Source organism: Serratia sp. B501 (assembly GCF_051172315.1).
Taxonomy (GTDB): Bacteria; Pseudomonadota; Gammaproteobacteria; order Enterobacterales; family Enterobacteriaceae; genus Serratia; species Serratia ureilytica.
On record NZ_JBPIZB010000009.1, the window covers coordinates 184,869 to 204,643 of the forward strand.

Consider the following 19,775-nt stretch of genomic DNA (forward strand, 5'->3'; position numbering starts at 1 on the left):
GGCGCAAAAAAAGGGCGCCTTGCGGGCGCCCTTGATGTATTTGATGCGAAGAAATCAGTGCGTTACGTGACCGTGGCTGCGGTGCTTGGTCACGAAGCCCAACAGCAGACACATCACGAATACCGCCAGGTACAGGCCGTTGGCGGTGGTCAGCGCCGCGTGCGCCCCGCCTTTCGCCACGATCGGGCCGGTGACCACGAAGGTCAGCATGGTGCCGATGGTGCCGCAGGTCAGGATAAAGTTGACCAGCTTCGGCGAGGAGACCTTGGTCTGCAGCGAGCCGAGAGTGATCAGCGTGGTGTAGATGGCGCTGGAAACGAAGCCCAGGGCCATGATGTAGTAGCCCAGGTGTTCCGGATTGTCGGTGCTGACAAACAGGTACATCGCGCCGGTGGCCAGCGCGGCCAGCACGGTAACGATGCGCTGCAGATCGAAGAAGCGCAGGATGAAGCTGAACACCCACATGCCGACCATGTATGAGGTCCAGAAGTCGCTCACCAGCTTACCGGCCTGGCCGATGTCCATGTTGAACGACTTGGTGGCGTACTCAGGCACCCACTGAATGAAGCCCAGCTGGCCAAGGATGTAGCACAGCGCGGCGATCGACAGGAACAGCACGCCGATGCCCCATTTTTCTTTCTCGACCGGTTGACCGGCGTCGGCGCCTTTCTTGCCCAGCACCGGGAATTCGGAGCACAGGGTCAGCACGAAGATCCCCACGTACAGCAGGCCGATGCAGGCATAAACCCAGTACCAGCCGATATGGCGAGCCAGCAGCATCGCGGCGACGATTGGGAAAATCATCCCGGCCATGCTGAAGAAGGAATCGGTGAACAACAGGCGTGAACCGCGCTGGCGGCCGGCATACATGTGGGTGATCAGGAAGGTGCCGATCGACATGGTGATGCCGCTAACCACGCCAAGGATAAACATGCACAGCGAGAACATGGTCAGGCTCTTGCCGAGCATCAGCCCCGCCACCGCCAGCACCATCAGGACAAAGCCGAAGATCAGCTGACGCTTCAGCGGGATGATTTCCATCAGCCAGGCATTGAGGAAGATCGAAATCAAAATGCCGGCGTTGAGGAAAGTAAAGGTGTTACTCATGCTGGAAACCGGCAGATTAAAGTACTCTGCAATGTTTCCCATCACCATCCCTGTGACGATCACTAAAGCACCGGTCAGCGCGTACGAAAAGAAGCTGATCCAGGTAAGCCGTATGCGGTTACTGTCATTCATTATATAGGCCTGAATATGTCTGTTAGAGGTTTTAAAACTGGCATAAGGCCGCTGGCTTTTCCTGGCAAACGCAGAAAAAGTCCCGTTCAGGCCACCAGGGGGCGGATCCTAGCACAGACAACGGGATTTTTTGTGATGGCTGTCGATTTTTTGATGCAACCCATGAAGGGATGATACGCATTATTGTGATCTATTTGCGTACCGTCACAATGGAATCGCGATTGATGATCGTTGGCTCAAAACGGTGCGTCGGGGTGGCGGGATCGATCAACCTGCGCGCTGCGTATTGCGCCATCTCGCTGATGGGAAAGTGTACGCTGCTCAACGCCGGACGGACGAAGGGCGCGCGTTCGCCGCTGTCGTAGCAGATCAAGGAGATATCCTGCGGCACCCGCAGGCGGTGCTCGTTGATCGCCAGCAGGGCGCCGATCGCCATCTCTTCGTTGCAGCAGTAAATGGCGCTGGGCGGCGCGGCCTGCCGCAACAGGCGATCGGCGCAGCGGTAACCGCTTTCCAGATCGTAAACGCCCTCCAGACAGGCCACCGGCTCGATATTCGCCGCCTGCATCGCCTCTTCAAACCCTTGCAGCCGCAGGCGGCTCGACGGCCGCTCGCGCGGCCCGCTGATGCAGGCGATGCGCCGGTGGCCGGCGTCGAGCAGTTGCTGGGTCGCCATGCGGCTGGCGAGCGGATGATCGAAGGTGACGCAGCGGTCTTCCAGCCCCGGCACCAGACGATCGAGCAACACGAGATGACGTTGCTCCGCCGCCAGCTGGCGCAGCCGATCGTCGCTGAGAAAACGTACGTGCAGGATCACGCCGTCGCAGCGCAGGCTGAACAGCCGCTGCACCGCCTGCCATTCGTTTTCGGCGCTGTTGCGGCCCTGGGTCACCAGCAGCTGCTTGCCGTGGGATTCGGCCTCGGTTTGCACGAAGTCCATCAGCGCGCCGAAGAAGCCGCCGCGATACGACGTGGTGACCAGCCCGAGGGTATTGCTATGGCTGGAGGCGAGCGCGCGGGCCGCCGGGTTGGGGGTGTAACCGAGCTGGGCGACGGCGCGCTCAACCTTCTCGCGGGTCGGCGCTTTGACGTTGCTGTCGCCGTTCACTACCCGCGATACGGTGGCGCGCGATACGCCCGCCAGCGCCGCGACATCTTCCAGTCTCACCATCGTCCAACTCCTGATTACGGCTAAAAAAATGGGTTCGGCGCGCCGAACCCCTGTCATACCGCGCGCAGGCGCTTACCTGAACTGCGGCAAATACGGCGCGTTTATCGTCAACACCTCGTCCAGCAACGGCTGCGCCAGATTGGCGTTGCCCACCAGCGGGTTGGCGATCAGCGCCAGCAAGCCGCTGCGGCGATCGCCGTGCACCGCGGCCTCGATGGTCAGGCGTTCGTAGGCTTTCACCTGCTGCGTCAGCGCCTGCATCGGTTCCGACAGCGGGCCGAAGGTCAGCGGATGCGCGCCCTGAGCATCGACGATACAGTTGATTTCTATCACAGCATCGTCCGGCAGGCCATGGATTGCGCCGCGGTTTGCGGTGTTGACCACTAATTGCGTGCCGAGATTATTATGGATAGCACGGATCAGCTCCAGCGCAACTTCGGAATAGAAAGAACCGCCGCGGAAGCTGAGCTGCTCCGGCTTACTGTTCAACTGCGGATCGGCATACAGCTCGAACAGCTCTTTTTCTACCTGCATCACCTGCTCGGCGCGGGTGCCGCGCTCGCCGGCGGCGGCCATCTCTTCCGCCAGCATCTCGCGGGTCTGGTAAAAATAGCGGTGGTACGGGCAGGGGATGGCGCCGAGCGCGCGCAGGAAGTCCGGCTGCCAGGGCTCTTCCTTGATGTTGTTCATGGTCAGCGCCGCGCCGTCGCACAGCATGTCGATCACTTTGCCGGTGACGTCGCGCCCCTGCTGCGTGACCTGATGCACCCAGACCATGTGGTTCAAACCGGCAAACCGCAGCTGCACGTCGGCGTAAGGCGCCTGCAGCATGTTGGCGATCATGTGATGCATGCTGATCGGTACGTTGCACAGGCCGATGATCTTCGCTTTGGTAAAGCGGGACACCGCCTCGGTGACGATGCCGGCCGGGTTGGTGAAGTTGATGATCCAGGCGTCCGGCGCCAGCTTTTCCACCCGACGGGCGATATCCAGCATTACCGGAATGGTGCGCAGCGCCTTGGCGAAGCCGCCGACGCCGGTGGTCTCCTGGCCGAGCAGCTGGTATTTGAGGCCCAGCCGTTCGTCGGCGGCGCGCGCCGGCAGTTGCCCGACGCGGAACTGGGTCAGCACGAAAGCGGCGCCGCGAATCGCTTCGTCCAGCGCGAAGTGCACGCTGACCTTCACCTGTTCCAGCCCGTGGCGCGCCAGCATGCGGCGGGTCAGGGCGGCGATGGTTTCCACTTTTTGGCGGCCTGGCTCGACGTCCACCAGCGCCAGTTCGGTGACCGGCAGCTCATCGATGCGTTGGATCAGCCCATCGACCAGTTCGGGAGTGTAGCTGCTGCCACCGCCAATCACCGCGATTTTGAGCGTGCTCATGAGCGGCCCTCCGTTTGCGACTGACGGCGATAGAGCTCGATCATGTCGTCGGCCAGATCCTGGATCACCATGGCGTTCATCAGATGATCCTGCGCATGTACCGTGATCAGGTTGATCGCCAGCTTGCCGCAGCCTTCGTCCAGGCCGATCAGCTCGGTCTGGATCAGGTGCGCCTTCTTCACCCACTCTTTGGATTCGACCATGTGTTTGGCCGCGGCGGCGAAGTCACCGGCGCGCGCTTGCCGCAGCGCCATCAACGCATTACTGCGCGCGCTGCCGGAGAACACCAGCAGTTCCATGATGGTGCTTTCAAACTCGGGGCTGACTTCAGTCATCAATTCACTCACGTCATTTCTCCAGGGGTTGCGCGGCGACGCCGCCGTGGGATACCTCAGTATCCGTTCTTTTTATAATGAGAGCGCTCTCATTTATATAGGGTAACGGCAACGGGTGTGCAAACTGCGAGGTAGATCGCAAAAAACGCCCCGGGGTGGCGCTGGGCAAAAAATGCGTGACGCGGTTGGCAAAAAAGCCTTCTGCGCCCATACTTTCCGCAGCAAAATTCAGGGCCACCTAGGATATGTCCCGTAATTGGGTAAATATAGGTAAATGGCTGGCACTTGCCGATACAGCTCTTTAGAATCAAAGCGCTTTTCCGTTGTTTGTCTCTCAGAGAAAGGACCCGTTAATGTTCAAACGTACTTTAGTGACCTTCGTCGCGCTGTGTTCCCTGACAGCGATGGCGCCAGCGGCGCTCGCCGCCGGTGAAACTCATGTCATGCTGACCACCTCGGCAGGGAATATCGAGTTGGCGCTCGACAGTCAGAAGGCATCGGTTTCCACCCAGAATTTCGTCGATTACGTGAACAGCGGGTACTACAACAACACCATTTTCCACCGCGTGATCCCTGGCTTTATGATTCAGGGCGGCGGTTTCACCGCTGACATGCAGCAGAAATCCACCAAGGCGCCAATCAAGAACGAAGCCGACAACGGCTTGCGCAACCTGCGCGGCACCATTTCGATGGCGCGCACCGCCGACAAGGACAGCGCCACCAGCCAGTTCTTCCTGAACGTGGCCGATAACGCCTTCCTGGATCACGGCCAGCGTGACTTCGGCTACGCCGTGTTCGGCAAAGTGGTGAAAGGCATGGACGTCGTGGACAAGATCGCTCAGGTGCCGACCGGCAACGTCGGCCCTTACCAGAATGTGCCGACCAAACCGGTGGTGATTCTGTCGGCCAAGGTGCTGCCGTAAGTTTTTTGGCCGATCCCGCCGGGGTCGGCCGTCCTTCCTCACGAAGCCTTGCCTTCATCACTGTTTTCTCCCGCGCCCCATGCTCTAATCGGCAGACAATAACCAGACCGGAAATCCGGCGTTCGCCCTTTGTTGTCTCTGGATGAGTTGCTGCCATGTATGAATTTAACCAGGTGCTGTTGCTGTTGCAGCAGATGTGCGTCTATCTCGTCATCGCCTATCTGCTGAGCAAAACCCCGCTGTTTATCCCGCTGATGCAGGTGACTATTCGCCTGCCGCACAAGCTGCTGTGTTACGTGATTTTCTCGGTGTTCTGCATCATGGGCACCTATTTCGGGTTGCACATTCAGGATTCGATCGCCAATACCCGCGCGATAGGCGCGGTCCTGGGCGGCTTGCTGGGCGGGCCGTCGGTAGGCTTTCTGGTCGGGCTGACCGGCGGGCTGCACCGGTATACGCTCGGCGGCATGACCGACGTGGCCTGCGCGATCTCCACGGTGTCGGAAGGCCTGGTCGGCGGCATCGTACACAGCATCGCCATGCGCCGCGGGCGCATCGAGCTGCTGTTCAATCCGCTGTTCGTCGGCGGCGTGGCGCTGGTGGCGGAAGTGTTGCAGATGGCGATCATTCTGGCGGTGGCGCGTCCTTACAACGAGGCGTTGCAGCTGGTGGAACACATCGCGCTGCCGATGATGATCGCCAATACCGTCGGCGCGGCGATGTTTATGCAAATCCTGCTGGATCGGCGCGCGATGTTCGAGAAATACACCAGCGCTTTCTCTTCCAAGGCGCTGAAAATCGCCGAGCGCACCGAGGGTATCTTGCGGCAGGGCTTCGATCAGGAAAACAGCATGAAGGTCGCCCGGGTGATTTATCAGGAACTGGGTATCGGCGCGGTGGCGATCACCGATCGCGACAAGCTGTTGGCGTTTATCGGCATCGGCGACGATCACCACCTGCCGGGGACGCCGATCGCCTCGGTGCATTCGCATCGCGCCATCGACAACAACGAGGTGGTGTACGCCGACGGCAACCAGCTCTCTTACTGCTGCTCGATCAATCCGGCCTGCAAGCTGGGATCGACGCTGGTGATCCCGCTGCGCGGCGAAAACCAGCGGGTCATCGGCACCATCAAGCTGTACGAACCGAAAAGCCAGCTGTTCAGCACCATCAACCGCACGCTGGGTGAAGGCATCGCCAGCCTGCTGTCGGCGCAGATCATGGCCGGACAGTACGAGCGCCACAAGCAGCTGTTGGCGCAGTCGGAGATCAAGCTGTTGCATGCGCAGGTCAACCCGCATTTCCTCTTCAATGCGTTGAATACGCTGGTGGCGGTGATCCGCCGCGATGGCGAACGCGCCTGCGATCTGGTGCAGTCCCTCTCAACTTTCTTTCGTAAAAACCTCAAACGTTCGGATGATGAAGTCAGCCTGGCGGACGAGATTGAGCATGTGAACGCCTACCTGCAGATTGAGAAAGCGCGCTTCGCCGATCGGCTGGAGATCGCGGTATCGCTGCCGGAGGCGCTGCTGGCGGCGCGGCTGCCGGCGTTTTCGCTGCAGCCGATCGTCGAGAACGCCATCAAGCACGGCACCTCGCATCTGTTGGGCGTGGGCCGCATCGAAATCGGCGCCTGCTGCGAAGGCGAGCATCTGCTGCTGCAGGTGACGGACAACGCCGGGCTGTTCCAGCCGAAGCCGAACTGCAGCGGGCTGGGGATGAACCTGGTGGATAAGCGCATTCGCGTGCGCTACGGCGAAGGCTATGGCGTGCAGGTGGATTGCCGGCCGGACGCCTATACCCGCATTACGCTCAATGTTCCCATGGAGAGGGCCGCATGATGTTAAACGCACTGATTGTTGACGATGAGCCTTCCGCGCGCGACAACCTGCGCCACCTGCTGGAGGCCGAAGCGGGGATCGCGATCATCGGCGAATGCGCCAACGCCATCGAAGCCATCAGCCAGATCCACCGGCTGCAGCCGGACGTGGTGTTTCTCGATATTCAAATGCCGCGTATCAGTGGGCTGGAAATGGTCGGCATGCTGGATCCTAATCGGATGCCGCACATCGTGTTTCTGACCGCCTACGACGAATATGCGGTGCAGGCGTTCGAGGAGCACGCCTTCGACTATCTGCTGAAGCCGGCGGAGCCGAAGCGGCTGAGCAAGACGCTGCAACGCCTGCGGCAGCGCAGTGCGCCGCAGGACGTGACGGCGCTGGATGAGAGCGCCGGTTACCTGAAATACATTCCCTGCACCGGCCACAGCCGCATCTATCTGCTGCGGTTCGATGAGGTGTTGGCGATCCGTTCCAAACTGAGCGGGGTATTCGTGGTGCGCAGCGACGGCATGGAGTGTTTCACCGAATTGACGCTGCGCACGCTGGAAAGCCGTACGCCGCTGGTGCGCTGCCATCGGCAGTATTTGGTCAACCTGGAGCAGGTGCGCGAGATCCGCTTCGAAGAAGGCGGTGCGGCGGAGATGATCATGTCCGCCGGCGATCCGGTGCCGGTCAGCCGGCGCTATTTGAAAGCGCTGAAGGAGCAACTGGGGCTGCGGGGGTGACGCAGGTCTTAGGGGGATTCTGAAAAGACAGGCATCATGGGCGTCCCGACGGCGCCCTTTTTGTTTGTCCTTGACGGGGTTACGCGGCGCTTATAGCTTTATTGCATCAACAGGCGCGTTTCGCGCCGCGTCAGCGTCAAAGGAACAGAAAATGAGTGAACCACGGATTATCGCCAAGGCGATGAAAGACGGAAAACCGGAACAGGATCTGGTGATTTTACCGGCGTTGGCCAACCGCCACGGGTTGATTACCGGGGCAACCGGCACCGGCAAGACGGTGACGCTGCAAAAAATGGCCGAACAGTTCTCGCGCATCGGCGTGCCGGTGTTCCTGTCGGACGTGAAGGGCGATCTGTCCGGCATCGGCGCCGAGGGCGTGCCTTCCGAGAAGCTGCAGGCGCGCCTGGCGGCGATCGGCGTCACCGACTGGCAGCCGCAGGCCTGCACCATTATCCCGTGGGATATTTACGGCGAAAAGGGGCATCCGATCCGCGCCACCATTTCCGATCTCGGGCCGCTGCTGCTGGGGCGCCTGTTGGATCTGAACGAGGTGCAAAGCGGCGTGCTGCAGCTGGTGTTCAAAATTGCCGATGACAATGCGCTGCTGCTGTTGGACATGAAAGACCTGCGCGCCATGGTGCAGTTCGTCGGCGATAACGCCAAACAATTCCAGACTCAGTACGGCAACATCTCTGCCGCGTCGATCGGCGCCATCCAGCGCGGGTTGCTGACGCTGGAAGAGCAGGGCGCCAACCAGTTCTTCGGCGAGCCGATGCTGGACATCAACGATCTGATGAAAACCGACGCCAACGGTCATGGCGTGATCAACCTGCTGGCGGCGGACAAGCTGATCAATCAGCCGAAGCTGTATTCAGTGTTCCTGCTGTGGCTGCTGGCCGAGCTGTTTGAGCACCTGCCGGAAGTGGGCGACCCTGAACAGCCGAAGCTGGTGTTCTTCTTCGATGAGGCGCACCTGCTGTTCAACGACGCGCCGGCGGCACTGTTGACCAAGATTGAACAGGTGGTGCGCCTGATCCGCTCCAAAGGCGTCGGCATTTACTTCGTCACCCAGAACCCGCTGGATATCCCGGACAGCGTGCTGGGCCAGTTGGGCAACCGCGTACAGCATGCGCTGCGCGCCTTCACGCCGCGCGATCAGAAGGCGGTGAAGACGGCGGCGCAAACCCTGCGCGCCAATCCAGCCTTCGATGCCGAAACGGCGATCACCGAGCTGGGCGTGGGCGAAGCGCTGGTGTCATTCCTCGACGAGAAGGGCCGGCCGAACGTGGTGGAGCGGGCGATGGTCATCGCGCCGGAATCCAAAATGGGCATGCTCGGCGCGGAAGGGCTGAACAGCGCGATCAACAAGTCGCCGCTGTATGGCCGCTATGAAGACATGATTGACCGCGAGTCCGCCTACGAGAAGCTGTCGTCGGGCGGCTTCGCCACCGTCGGCACTGCGCAGCAGGGGCAGCAACCGCAGGCGCAAGCGCAGCAACAGACGGGCGGCGGCCTGATGGACGGATTGAACGAGCTGCTGTTCGGTTCCACCGGCCCGCGCGGCGGCAAACGCGACGGCATCGTCCAGACCGCCGCCAAGAGCATGGCGCGCGATCTCGGCCGGCAGATCCTGCGCGGCGTACTGGGCTCGATCACCGGCGGCCGTAAAAAGTAAGCGGAAATTATCGTCGGCAGCGGCGGGTTAAATCAGTAAACTATGGCGGCGTTTTTCTTTGCCGGACCTAACATGCTGCTGCTGATCGATAACTACGACTCCTTTACCTATAACCTTTACCAGTACTTCTGCGAGTTGGGCGCCGAGGTGGTGGTGAAGCGCAACGATGAGCTGCAGCTGGCCGATATCGAGCGGCTGGCGCCGCAGCATCTGGTGATTTCCCCCGGCCCCTGTACCCCGAACGAAGCGGGCATCTCGCTGGCCGCCATTCGTCATTTCGCCGGCAAGCTGCCGATCCTCGGCGTGTGCCTGGGGCACCAGGCGCTGGGGCAGGCGTTCGGCGCCGAGGTGGTGCGCGCCCGCGCGGTGATGCACGGCAAAACTTCGGCGATTCGCCATCTGGGCGTCGGCGTGTTTCGTGGCCTGAGCGATCCGCTGACCGTGACGCGTTACCATTCGCTGGTGCTGAAAGCCGATACGCTGCCGGATTGCTTTGAAGTGACTGCCTGGAGCGAACGCGAAGGCGTGCGCGACGAGATCATGGGCATCCGCCACCGCACGCTGGCGCTGGAAGGGGTGCAGTTCCACCCGGAAAGCGTGCTCAGCGAGCAGGGCCATCAGCTGTTGGATAATTTCCTCAGGCGTTAATCCCTTCGCATTTTTTTCGCCCGTCAGGCGTTTTGCATTTGCGCTTTAGTGTTTTTTTATGCATATTTCGTGATTATATTTTCATTATAACATCGCGATAGCGCTGAAAAACCTTCAGGGTGGAGCCGAAAATGACTGACAAATCCGCAGTGAGCCGCAGCACCTTTGACCAGGTGATCCTGCCTGTTTATGCACCCGCCCAGTTTGTGCCGGTGCGCGGCCAAGGCAGCCGGGTCTGGGATCAGCAGGGAAAAGAGTATATCGATTTTTCCGGCGGCATCGCGGTGACGGCGCTGGGGCACTGCCATCCGGCGCTGGTCGAGGCGCTCAAACGTCAGGGGGAAACCCTGTGGCATACCAGCAACGTCTTCACCAATGAACCGGCGCTGCGCCTGGCGAGCAAACTGATCGACGCCACCTTCGCCGATCGGGTGTTCTTCGCCAACTCCGGCGCGGAGGCCAACGAGGCGGCGTTCAAACTGGCGCGTCATTACGCGATCACCCGCCACAGCCCCTATAAAACCAGAATCATCGCCTTCTATAACGCGTTTCACGGCCGCACGCTGTTCACCGTGTCGGTGGGCGGGCAGGCCAAATATTCCGATGGGTTCGGGCCGAAGCCGGCCGACATCGTGCACGTGCCGTTCAACGATCTGGCGGCGGTGAAAGCGGTGATGGACGACCACACCTGCGCGGTGGTGATGGAGCCGATTCAGGGCGAGGGCGGCATTACGCCGGTCGACGCCGACTTCCTTAAAGGCGTGCGCAAACTATGCGACCAACATCAGGCGCTGCTGGTGTTCGATGAAGTGCAAAGCGGCATGGGGCGCAGCGGCAAGCTGTTCGCCTATATGCATTATGGCGTGACGCCGGACATTCTCACCACCGCCAAGGCGCTGGGCGGCGGTTTCCCGGTGAGCGCCATGCTGACTACCGAAGAGATTGCGTCGGTGATGCAGGTGGGCACTCATGGCACCACCTACGGCGGCAACCCGCTGGCCTGCGCGGTGGCGGAGGCGGCGCTGGATGTGATCAATACGCCGGAGGTGCTGAGCGGCATCGAGCAGCGCCATGCGCTGTATGTGCAGGCTTTGCAGAATATCGGCGATAAATACGGTATTTTCACCGCCATTCGCGGTATGGGGTTGCTGATCGGCGCCGAGCTGACGCCGCATTATCACGGCAGAGCGCGCGATTTCCTCACCGCCGCCGCCGCGCGTGGGCTGATGATCCTCAACGCCGGGCCGAACGTGATCCGCTTCGCGCCGTCGCTGGTGGTGGAGCTGCAGGACATCGAGGCCGGCATGGCGCTGTTCGAGCTGGCGGTGCAGGATGTGATCAACGCCTGAAGCACCTGCGGCGAATAACGGGGCGCGGCATGCCGCGCCCTTATTGATCGCGCAGTTTACGCTTGAGCCAGATGCCGTGGTGCGGGCGCTGGCGCCAGGCCAGCGACGAAATGGTGTGCATGACGCTCAGGTGCGACAGAATACGCCGCAAATGACGTTCCATCTCGGTGACGGGCATCTCCGGATGCAGATCCGGCGGCTGCATGATGCCGCTGTTGTCACTGCTCGGGCCGTCGTATTCCAAGCGCTGCTGGCAGCTTTGCAGCGCGATTTCACAGGTTTGCAGATACGCTTCCGCCAGCTTCGGCGTCAGCATGTAGTGCTCGCGCGCCAGGATGGTCATGGCATTCAGGTGTTCGACGATGAACTGGCTGTGAGTGACCCACAGCCGCATGTCCGCCAGATAGTTCGAGGCGAACCCCGGTTCCTGCATCGCCTGATTGAGCGAAGTGAACAGCGCATTGTGCGCCTGGTTGACCTGCATGCGGGCATAGGCCAACGCGGTGGCGTCCGGCTCCGGTTGCTTCAGCATCAGCCGCAGCGCGGCTTGATCGTTTTCCAGCGCCTGATGGGCATTCTTGCGCAGCAGCCCGCTTTGCCACTGCGGCCACAGCCAAATGGTGCCGCCGAACGCCAGCACGCAGCCGATCAGCGTATCGATCAGACGCGGCACCAAAAAATGCGAGCCGTTCAGCGCCAGCAGCTGCAAGGTGTAAACCGCCGTGACCGTAAAGCCAATCACCGACAGCCCGTAGTTCTTGCGCGAAACCAGGTAGGCCAGCAGCGTGATCATCAGCATGATGCTCAGTGTTTCTGCTTCCGGTAACTGCAGCTGCAACAGCCCGGCCGCCAGCAACAGACCGGCGATCGTGCCGAGCGCACGGTGCTGAATACGCACCCGGGTGGCGTTATAGCCGTTTTGGCTCACCAGCATGATGGTGAGCAGTATCCAGTACGGCTTCGGCAGATTGAATACCGCCCCCAGGCTGCTGCCGACCGCCAGCGTCACCCCCAGCCGCGCGGCGTTGCGCAGCGCCGTGGATTTGAACGACAGGTAGCTGGCCAACGCCGGCCAAAACGGCAGGCGATGCTGGCTGGGCATCAAATCGCGGCGGTACAGCGGATGCTGGGTGCGCAGCAGGCGGGCAATGCGGCTGAAATGGTAGTAACAAAACTGGCCGACCGGGTTGTCGGGATGCTGCGCCGCCATTTTTTCCAGCGCCGCCAGTTCGTGCGTCATGGAAAAGCGCTTCGAATGTTGATGGTAGAGAATATCGTGCGCCACCACGCGCAACCGCCCGGCGATCACCTGAGCGTTGCGGCGAATGATCGCTTCGGCCTGGCTCTGCTCCATCAGTTTTTGTACTTCCTCCGGCAAGTGCAGGCTGACGGTGATGTGCTCCTGCAGATCCATCGCCACCTGAAAGGCGCGTTGCAGACGCTTTTGATCGAGGTTGTTGGCGTGCGGCAGGAAATTAAGCTGTTGGTACAGCAGGCTGATCAGATCCATCACCTTTTGCTGGCGCACCAGCAGCGGCGGCAGCGCGGTCTGCGGATCGGTGTGCTGAGTCAGCAGCGAGTATTTGGCTTCGAAGTAGTCCGCCAGTTCCAGATAGAGCTGGCTCAGCGTCTCGCGCATCGGCTGCTCTTTCCACAGCCGGAACCAGAACCAGGTGAATAAGCCGTACCAGGCGGTGCCGATCGCGTACAGCAGCGGCGCCTGCCAGAGAGGCACGGTGCCGGCCATGCTGAGGGAGAAGATGGCGGCCACCAGCGCCGCCGGCAACAGCCGGGCGTGCAGCGGGCTGATTTCGCCGGTGACGCCGAGCAGCAGCGCCAGGCCCAGCATCAGCGCCGGCAGCGGCACGTGCCACAGCAGGGCTTGTTGCAGCAGCAGGCTGCTGAGGGCAAACAGCGCACCGCCGACGATCAGCCGTTTAAAGAAGCGCCTATGCGGCGTGTCCAGACCGGCGATATTGCAGCAGGCGGGCACCAGAGAGAACATCAGGCCGAGCTGCAGCTGGCCAATCAGCAGGCCAAACAGCACCGGCAGGCACAACACCAGCGTTTGTCGCAGTGCGTAGTTGACTTCCGGGTGGTAGATCAGGCGGCGCCACATGGCAGAGAACGGACAAAAAAACGGCGCAGATTGCGCCGTTTCTTCAGGGATTAACGGGTGCCGTAGACAACAATGGTCTTGCCGTGGGCGGAAATCAGGTTTTGGTCTTCCAGCATTTTCAGAATACGGCCAACGGTTTCACGCGAGCAGCCGACGATCTGGCCGATTTCCTGGCGGGTGATCTTGATCTGCATGCCGTCCGGGTGAGTCATGGCGTCGGGTTGCTTCGCCAGATTCAGCAGGGTTTGCGCGATGCGGCCGGTGACGTCCAGGAAGGCGAGGTTGCCCACTTTTTCGGAAGTGACCTGCAGGCGGCTCGCCATTTGGGCGGACAGACGCATCAGGATGTCCGGGTTCACCTGGATCAGCTGGCGGAATTTCTTGTAGGAAATTTCGGCCACTTCACAGGCTGTTTTGGCGCGAACCCAGGCGCTGCGCTCCTGGCCTTCTTCGAACAATCCGAGCTCGCCGATGAAATCCCCCTGGTTGAGGTAGGACAGGATCATCTCTTTACCTTCTTCATCCTTGATCAGCACCGCGACGGAGCCTTTCACGATGTAGTAAAGCGTTTCGGCCTTTTCACCTTGGTGAATCAGCGTACTCTTCGATGGATATTTGTGGATATGGCAATGAGACAGGAACCATTCGAGAGTAGGGTCTGTTTGCGGTTTGCCGAGAACCATTCGCTGTTATCCTCTGTTGTTATCGCTGCCTTGTGTCACAGGGGTCAGAGTTCCCTGTAAAACCCGCCTGTAGCCGCAGTTATGAGCGAGGGCTACCGGCAAGTTTTGAGGCGTGTCATAAAAATACGCTGTCGCTCTAGCATATTAACTTGCCGTAAGCGCTGCAAGCTACATTCTGTTAACATACCGGTAAAGGAGCCTTTCTCTGGGCGTTTCCCTGAAATTCAGTGTCCCGGAAAGATTTATTGCGGCTCTGTTTGTAGCACAGAGTAAGGCGGGTGTCTCGTGTTGTCTCGCTTCAGCATGATTAGCATCAGGTTACGTTGCCTGTTTCTATGCGAAAGCGTACTCTGATTTTAAGAAATCAACCGGAGTGACCAGAATGCAGGCAAGAGTTAAGTGGGTGGAAGGGTTAACGTTTTTGGGTGAATCGGCCTCCGGCCACCAGGTGCTGATGGACGGCAACGCCGGCGATAAAGCGCCCAGCCCGATGGAGATGGTGCTGATGTCGGTGGGCGGCTGCAGCGCGATCGACGTGGTGTCCATCCTGCAAAAAGGGCGCAACGACGTGCGCGACTGCGAGGTGAAGCTGACCTCCGAGCGCCGTGCAGAAGCCCCGCGGTTGTTCACCCATATCAACCTGCACTTCATCGTCACCGGCCAGGATCTGACCGACAAAATCGTAGAGCGAGCGGTGAACCTGTCGGCGGAGAAGTACTGCTCGGTGGCGCTGATGCTCAACAAGGCCGCCACGGTGACCCACAGCTTCGAGATCCGCCAGCCGGCGTAATCGGGACGGAGCGCGGCCCGCCGCCGCGCTCAACGCGCTTATTCGATCTTCTTGCCTTCCAGCAGCCGCTGCACCAGCGGCGCCATGATCAGCTCCATCGCCAGCCCCATCTTGCCGCCCGGCACCACTAACGTATTGATGTGCGAGATAAACGAGCCCTGCAGCATCGCCAGCAAATAGGGGAAGTCAATCTGATCCAGCCCGCGGAAGTGGATCACCACGAAGCTTTCATCCAGTGAGGGAATGGCTTTGGCGGCGAACGGGTTGGAAGTATCCACCGTCGGTACGCGCTGGAAGTTGATGTGGGTGCGCGAGAACTGCGGCGTGATGTAGTTGATGTAGTCTTCCATCGAACGCACCACCGAATCCATCACCGCCTCGCGGGAGTGGCCGCGTTCGCCGGTATCGCGGATCAGCTTCTGTATCCACTCCAGGTTGACGATCGGCACCACGCCGACCAGCAGATCGACGTGATTGGCCACGTCATGGTGCTCGGTGACCACACCGCCGTGCAGCCCCTCGTAGAACAGCACGTCGGTCGGCGCCGGCAGCGGCTCCCACGGGGTGAAGGTGCCCGGCACCTGATTGTAGGGCACCGCTTCGTCGTAGGTGTGCAGGTACTTGCGCGAACGGCCGGTGCCGTTTTTGCCGTACTCGATAAAGCTCTGCTGCAGCAGGCCGAAGTCGTTGGCCTCGGGGCCGAAATAACTGATGTGTCTGCCCAGATCGCGCGCCTTGCGGATCGCCGCGTCCATTTCCGGCCGGGTGTAGCGGTGGAAGCTGTCGCCCTCCAGCTCGGCGGCGCGAATGTTGAGCTGTTGGAAGATTTTGCGGAACGCCACGCTGGTGGTGGTGGTGCCGGCGCCGCTGGAACCGGTCACCGCGATAACGGGATGTTTGGCAGACATGGTGGTTGTCACTCCGTGTTGAATGCGCCGGCGTCAGGGGATTATTGTGGCTCTTGTTGACGCTCTCTATGTCAGGAAAAAATGGCGCGCGCTGGTTTGCAATGTCCCATTGTTACCTGATTTTTTCCGTCAGTCATAGAACCGGGCGCCACTAAATTTCTTCCTGCCCGGCGCGGAACTGACCGCGCGGCATGATGTTGACGCTCTCATGCAGTTCCGACCACACCAGCACCACCTCGCCGTTTTTCAGCTGGCGGCGCACGTCCTCCACCTTCTGCTCCAGCGATCGTTCGTGCTCGCCGTAATCGGTGCCTTCGCGCAGCACAAAGGATTCGATCAGGCTGTTCAGGGTGTCGGTTGCCAGTTCTTGCCAGGGAATGATCACGTCGGGATGTCCAGATAAGGGGAAAGCCAGGCCGGAATGCGATGCTCCAGCCACATGTGCGGTTTTTTCAGCGTGCCGCCGACAAAGCCGACGTGGCCGCCGAACTCGGTCAGCTGATATTCGATATTGCGCGGCAGGCCGGCGACGTCGGGGATCACCTCATGGGTCATGAAGGGATCGTCCTTCGCATGGATGATCAGCAGCGGCGTTTGGATCGCCGGCAACAGCGGCAGGGCGCTGCAGCGGCGATAATAATCGGTGGCGTCGCTGAAGCCGTGAATGCGCGAGGTGATGGCGTCGTCGAATTCGCGGATGCGCCGCAACCCGTTCAGCTGTGACAGCTTGAGCGGCAGGGTGTCCGGGTAGTGCAACAGCTTGCGGGTGGCGTTTTGTTTCAGCTGCCCCAACAGGTAGCGCTGATAGACGCGGGAGAAACCTTGCTCCATGCGATAGGCGCAGGGCTCCAGCATCAGCGGCGCCGAGACCACCACCGCCGCCTGCAGCAGGCTGTCGGCGCCTTGCTGCGCCAGATAACAGGCCAGCATGTTGCCGCCGAGTGAAACGCCTACCGCCGCGGTTGGCACCTCGCCGTAGCTGTCGCGCAGCCAGCGCAGGAAGAAACGCGCGTCTTCGGTTTCGCCGGAGTGGTAGATGCGCTGTTTGCGGTTGGGCACGCCGCTGCAGCCGCGAAAGTGCATCACCACCCCGAGCCAGCCGCGCTCGCGCCAGGCGTTGAGCAGGCCATGCGCGTAGGGGCTGTAGAAGCTGCCCTCCAGACCGTGGAACAGCACCGCGCGCGGTTTGTCGCGCGCCAGCGCCGGATCCTCGCTCCAGGCGAGATCGACGAAATCGCCGTCGGGCAATTCCAGCCGTTGCCAATGCGGTTTCAATAACACGCGGCGGCGCACCAGCCGCGGCAACAGCGTTTGCAGGTGCGGGTTACTGGCCCCGGTCAGGGGGCGAAAGACGTCATGCATAGGCGGAGTAAAAATGTTGTTGGCGACTATTGTGAGATCCCAGGCGCACTGTTAGCTTCAATACCAATAACTGACAATGATACTGCAAAAAAGCGCCTTGGGTGAGGAGCACCCGTGCCATGGAACCGAGTTTATTCCTTTCGATGCTGGGCTTCCTGTGGGTCGCCGCCATCACGCCTGGCCCCAATAACCTGCTGCTGACCACCTCCGGCGCTCATTTCGGCTTTATGCGTTCGCTGTGGCTGATGATCGGCATCATGCTCGGCATGCAAAGCATTTTGCTGCTGGTGGCCTTCGGCGTCGGCAGCCTGATCCTGGTTTACCCGTCGCTGCACCTGATCCTGAAAATCCTCGGCAGTTTGTACCTGCTGTGGCTGGCGTGGAAAGTCGCCACCGCCGCCTATGAAAAGCTGGAAACCGACGTGGCGCCGCCGCAGCCGGTGCGGCTGTATCAGGGCTGGCTGTTGCAGTTCCTCAACCCGAAAGCCTGGCTGATGGCGCTGGGCGCGGTGGCGAGCTTCAGTCTGGCGGGCGATAAGTACAACGGTTCCATTGCGGCGATCGCGCTGGGCATTTTGGCGGTCAACATCGTCGCCGGCGTTATCTGGCTGGCGTTCGGCACGGTGATCGGCCGCCTGCTGCGCAGCAAAAAGGCCTGGATTATCTTCAACGTTTCCATGGGGCTGCTGACTGCAGCCTGTGTATTACTGATTTGGCATTAAGGAGCGGAACGATGGTGGAAAACTATTATCACGTGGTCGCCTTTACCGGTGAGGGGCTGCGCGGCAACCCGGCCGGGGTCTGCCTGCTGACGCAGCCACTGCCGACGGAGCGGCTGCAGGCGATCGCCAACGAGATCGGCCTGCCGGAGACCAGCTTTGTCTGGGATGACGGCGACATGACCGCCATTCGCTGGTTTACCCCGGAGCGTGAGGTCGATCTTTGCGGCCATGGCACGCTGGCGGCGGCGCATGTGATGTTCAGCGCGGTTAACCCGGCGCTGAAGGATATTCGCTTCAGATCGGCCGGCGGCGAGCTGTTCGTCAAGCGCGATGAGCGGGATGGGGAGCGGCTGGTGCTTGATTTCCCCGCCAGGCCGCCGCAGAAAGTCGCCGAACCGGCGGGCCTCGCGGCGCTGCTGGGCGTGCAGCCGCAGGAAGTGTGGCAGGCGAAAGCGCTGCTGGCGGTGGTGGAAAATGAGGCGCAGGTGCGCGCGCTGCGCCCGGACATCCCGGCGCTGATCGCATTGGCCGGCCGCGCGGTGATCGTCACCGCGCCGGGTGACACCGTGGACTTCGTTTCGCGCTATTTCACGCTCGACGGCGGCGAGGATCCGGTGACCGGTTCCGCGCATTGTACGTTGATGCCTTACTGGACGGCGCGTCTCGGCCGCCATCGGCTGCACGCCCGGCAGATTTCGGCGCGCGGCGGCGAGCTGTTCTGCGAACTGCAAGGGGACCGCACGCTGCTCGGCGGCTACGCTCATGTGTTCCTGCACGGAAGTATCGCGCTGTAATCTGCGGTTATATTACTCAAGGTAATAAAGAAGACTTTTTTATTCTTTTATCGCCCGTCATCGCTCAGATAAAACTGTCAGCAACTGAACAGATTTTTATCAACGGAGCGGAACATGGCGGGCAAACTCTTTTCCTTACGTAACGCGGCGCTGCTGGCGTTGTCGCTCAGCGCGGCCAGCGCCTATGCGGTGGACGTGACCGTGGCGTACCAGACGTCTGCAGAACCGGCCAAGGTGGCGCAGGCGGAAAACAGCTTCGCCAAACAGTCCGGCGCGACGGTCAACTGGCGTAAGTTCGACAGCGGTTCCAGCGTGCTGCGTGCGCTGGCCTCCGGCGACGTGCAGATCGGCAATATCGGCTCCAGCCCGCTGGCGGTGGCCGCCAGCCAAAAACTCCCCATCGAAGTGTTCCTCATCGCCTCGCAGCTCGGCAGTTCCGAAGCGCTGGTGGTGAAGAATGACATCAAAAGCCCGCAGGATCTGATCGGCAAGCGCATCGCGGTGCCGTTTATTTCTACGACTCATTACAGCCTGCTGGCCTCGCTCAAACATTGGGGCATCAAGCCTGAACAGGTGAAGATCCTCAATCTGCAGCCGCCGGCCATCGCCGCCGCCTGGCAGCGCGGCGACATCGACGGCGCCTACGTCTGGGCGCCGGTGGTCAACGAACTGGCCAAACAGGGCAAGGTGTTGACCGACTCCGCGCAGGTGGGCGAATGGGGTTCGCCAACCCTGGACGTGTGGGTGGTGCGCAAAGACTTTGCCGAGAAACATCCCGACGTGGTGACCGCCTTTGCCGCCAGCGCCCTGCAGGCGCAGAAGGCCTACCTGGCGGCGCCGGAACAGTGGCTGAAAGATCCGAGCCATCTCAGCACCTTGGCGCGCTTGAGCGGCGTGCCGGAAGCGCAGGTGCCGGAGCTGGTGAAGGGGAACCGTTATCTGCCGGTGGCGGATCAGGTCGCCCAACTCGGCCAGCCGGTGGACAAGGCGATCCGCGATACCGCCGAATTCCTCAAGCAGCAGGGCAAGATCCCGCAGGTCGACAGCGATTACAGCGCTTATGTGACCGACCGTTTTGTGAAACAGGTGCAGGCTGCGCCGCAGTCGTAAG

19 protein-coding genes are annotated in these 19,775 nt (G+C 60.9%); 10 read left to right on the plus strand and 9 right to left on the minus strand.

Features of this window, described 5'->3' with window-relative positions; genetic code table 11:
• Positions 1–54 precede the first annotated feature (54 nt).
• From tsgA to ACSBQV_RS22185, 4 genes are all read right to left on the minus strand, one after another.
• A complete protein-coding gene (gene tsgA / locus ACSBQV_RS22170) occupies positions 55–1,239 on the minus strand; it encodes an MFS transporter TsgA (protein ID WP_033636290.1) in 1,185 nt (394 codons plus the stop codon).
• A gap of 190 nt (positions 1,240–1,429) precedes the next feature.
• On the minus strand, positions 1,430–2,410 hold the full coding sequence (locus ACSBQV_RS22175) for a LacI family DNA-binding transcriptional regulator (protein WP_099784993.1): 981 nt from the start codon (positions 2,408–2,410) through the stop codon (positions 1,430–1,432).
• Positions 2,411–2,482: 72 nt separating this feature from the next.
• Positions 2,483–3,790: a 6-phospho-beta-glucosidase gene (locus ACSBQV_RS22180; protein ID WP_099817855.1), complete on the minus strand. Its 1,308-nt coding sequence runs from the start codon at positions 3,788–3,790 to the stop codon at positions 2,483–2,485.
• Positions 3,787–4,125 (minus strand): PTS lactose/cellobiose transporter subunit IIA, encoded by a 339-nt coding sequence (locus tag ACSBQV_RS22185; protein WP_025304525.1) that lies wholly within the window; start codon positions 4,123–4,125, stop codon positions 3,787–3,789. The genes ACSBQV_RS22180 and ACSBQV_RS22185 overlap by 4 nt, the downstream gene beginning before the upstream one ends.
• A gap of 353 nt (positions 4,126–4,478) precedes the next feature.
• Here ACSBQV_RS22185 and ppiA point away from each other — a divergent pair, with 353 nt between their 5' ends.
• The 6 genes from ppiA to argD all read left to right on the plus strand — a co-directional run bounded on the left by ppiA (position 4,479) and on the right by argD (position 11,286).
• Positions 4,479–5,048 carry a peptidylprolyl isomerase A gene (gene ppiA, locus ACSBQV_RS22190; RefSeq protein WP_099784997.1) on the plus strand — a complete coding sequence of 190 codons (570 nt, stop codon included), beginning with the start codon at positions 4,479–4,481 and terminating at the stop codon, positions 5,046–5,048.
• Between the two features lie 155 nt (positions 5,049–5,203).
• Positions 5,204–6,889 carry a sensor histidine kinase gene (locus tag ACSBQV_RS22195; protein WP_004930349.1) on the plus strand — a complete coding sequence of 562 codons (1,686 nt, stop codon included), beginning with the start codon at positions 5,204–5,206 and terminating at the stop codon, positions 6,887–6,889.
• A complete protein-coding gene (gene btsR / locus ACSBQV_RS22200) occupies positions 6,889–7,614 on the plus strand; it encodes a two-component system response regulator BtsR (protein WP_046688553.1) in 726 nt (241 codons plus the stop codon). The genes ACSBQV_RS22195 and btsR overlap by 1 nt, the downstream gene beginning before the upstream one ends.
• A 151-nt stretch (positions 7,615–7,765) precedes the next feature.
• A complete protein-coding gene (locus ACSBQV_RS22205; RefSeq protein WP_033645261.1) occupies positions 7,766–9,289 on the plus strand; it encodes a helicase HerA-like domain-containing protein in 1,524 nt (507 codons plus the stop codon).
• A 72-nt stretch (positions 9,290–9,361) separates the two neighbouring features.
• Complete coding sequence (locus ACSBQV_RS22210) at positions 9,362–9,937, plus strand: aminodeoxychorismate synthase component II (RefSeq protein ID WP_099785013.1); 576 nt, start codon at positions 9,362–9,364, stop codon at positions 9,935–9,937.
• A gap of 131 nt (positions 9,938–10,068) precedes the next feature.
• The gene (gene argD / locus ACSBQV_RS22215) at positions 10,069–11,286 is read left to right on the plus strand and encodes a bifunctional acetylornithine/succinyldiaminopimelate transaminase (RefSeq protein WP_099784999.1); all 1,218 of its coding nucleotides are present in this window, start codon (positions 10,069–10,071) and stop codon (positions 11,284–11,286) included.
• A gap of 40 nt (positions 11,287–11,326) precedes the next feature.
• Here the strand turns inward: argD and ACSBQV_RS22220 are convergent, their stop codons facing one another.
• On the minus strand, positions 11,327–13,405 hold the full coding sequence (locus tag ACSBQV_RS22220; protein ID WP_047026485.1) for a YccS/YhfK family putative transporter: 2,079 nt from the start codon (positions 13,403–13,405) through the stop codon (positions 11,327–11,329).
• A 50-nt stretch (positions 13,406–13,455) separates the two neighbouring features.
• A complete protein-coding gene (gene crp / locus ACSBQV_RS22225; RefSeq protein ID WP_004090925.1) occupies positions 13,456–14,088 on the minus strand; it encodes a cAMP-activated global transcriptional regulator CRP in 633 nt (210 codons plus the stop codon).
• A gap of 382 nt (positions 14,089–14,470) precedes the next feature.
• Here crp and ACSBQV_RS22230 point away from each other — a divergent pair, with 382 nt between their 5' ends.
• Positions 14,471–14,878: an OsmC family protein gene (locus tag ACSBQV_RS22230; protein WP_025304517.1), complete on the plus strand. Its 408-nt coding sequence runs from the start codon at positions 14,471–14,473 to the stop codon at positions 14,876–14,878.
• A 38-nt stretch (positions 14,879–14,916) separates the two neighbouring features.
• On the opposite strand, the gene ACSBQV_RS22235 is transcribed toward ACSBQV_RS22230, so the two are convergent.
• The 3 genes from ACSBQV_RS22235 to ACSBQV_RS22245 form a co-directional block, all read right to left on the minus strand.
• Positions 14,917–15,786 carry a phosphoribulokinase gene (locus ACSBQV_RS22235; protein ID WP_042785488.1) on the minus strand — a complete coding sequence of 290 codons (870 nt, stop codon included), beginning with the start codon at positions 15,784–15,786 and terminating at the stop codon, positions 14,917–14,919.
• Positions 15,787–15,937: 151 nt separating this feature from the next.
• On the minus strand, positions 15,938–16,171 hold the full coding sequence (locus ACSBQV_RS22240) for a YheU family protein (protein WP_004930376.1): 234 nt from the start codon (positions 16,169–16,171) through the stop codon (positions 15,938–15,940).
• Positions 16,168–17,148 (minus strand): hydrolase, encoded by a 981-nt coding sequence (locus ACSBQV_RS22245; RefSeq protein WP_099785001.1) that lies wholly within the window; start codon positions 17,146–17,148, stop codon positions 16,168–16,170. Before ACSBQV_RS22245 ends, ACSBQV_RS22240 begins: the two co-directional genes overlap by 4 nt.
• Positions 17,149–17,267: 119 nt before the next feature.
• Between ACSBQV_RS22245 and ACSBQV_RS22250 the strand changes: the two genes are divergently transcribed.
• From ACSBQV_RS22250 to tauA, 3 genes are all read left to right on the plus strand, one after another.
• Entirely contained in the window at positions 17,268–17,870 is a 603-nt protein-coding gene (locus ACSBQV_RS22250; RefSeq protein WP_033645257.1) for a LysE family translocator, read from the plus strand.
• Positions 17,871–17,881: 11 nt separating this feature from the next.
• Complete coding sequence (locus ACSBQV_RS22255) at positions 17,882–18,664, plus strand: PhzF family phenazine biosynthesis protein (protein ID WP_099817856.1); 783 nt, start codon at positions 17,882–17,884, stop codon at positions 18,662–18,664.
• A gap of 114 nt (positions 18,665–18,778) precedes the next feature.
• The gene (gene tauA, locus ACSBQV_RS22260) at positions 18,779–19,774 is read left to right on the plus strand and encodes a taurine ABC transporter substrate-binding protein (protein WP_099785005.1); all 996 of its coding nucleotides are present in this window, start codon (positions 18,779–18,781) and stop codon (positions 19,772–19,774) included.
• Position 19,775: the final 1 nt, after the last annotated feature.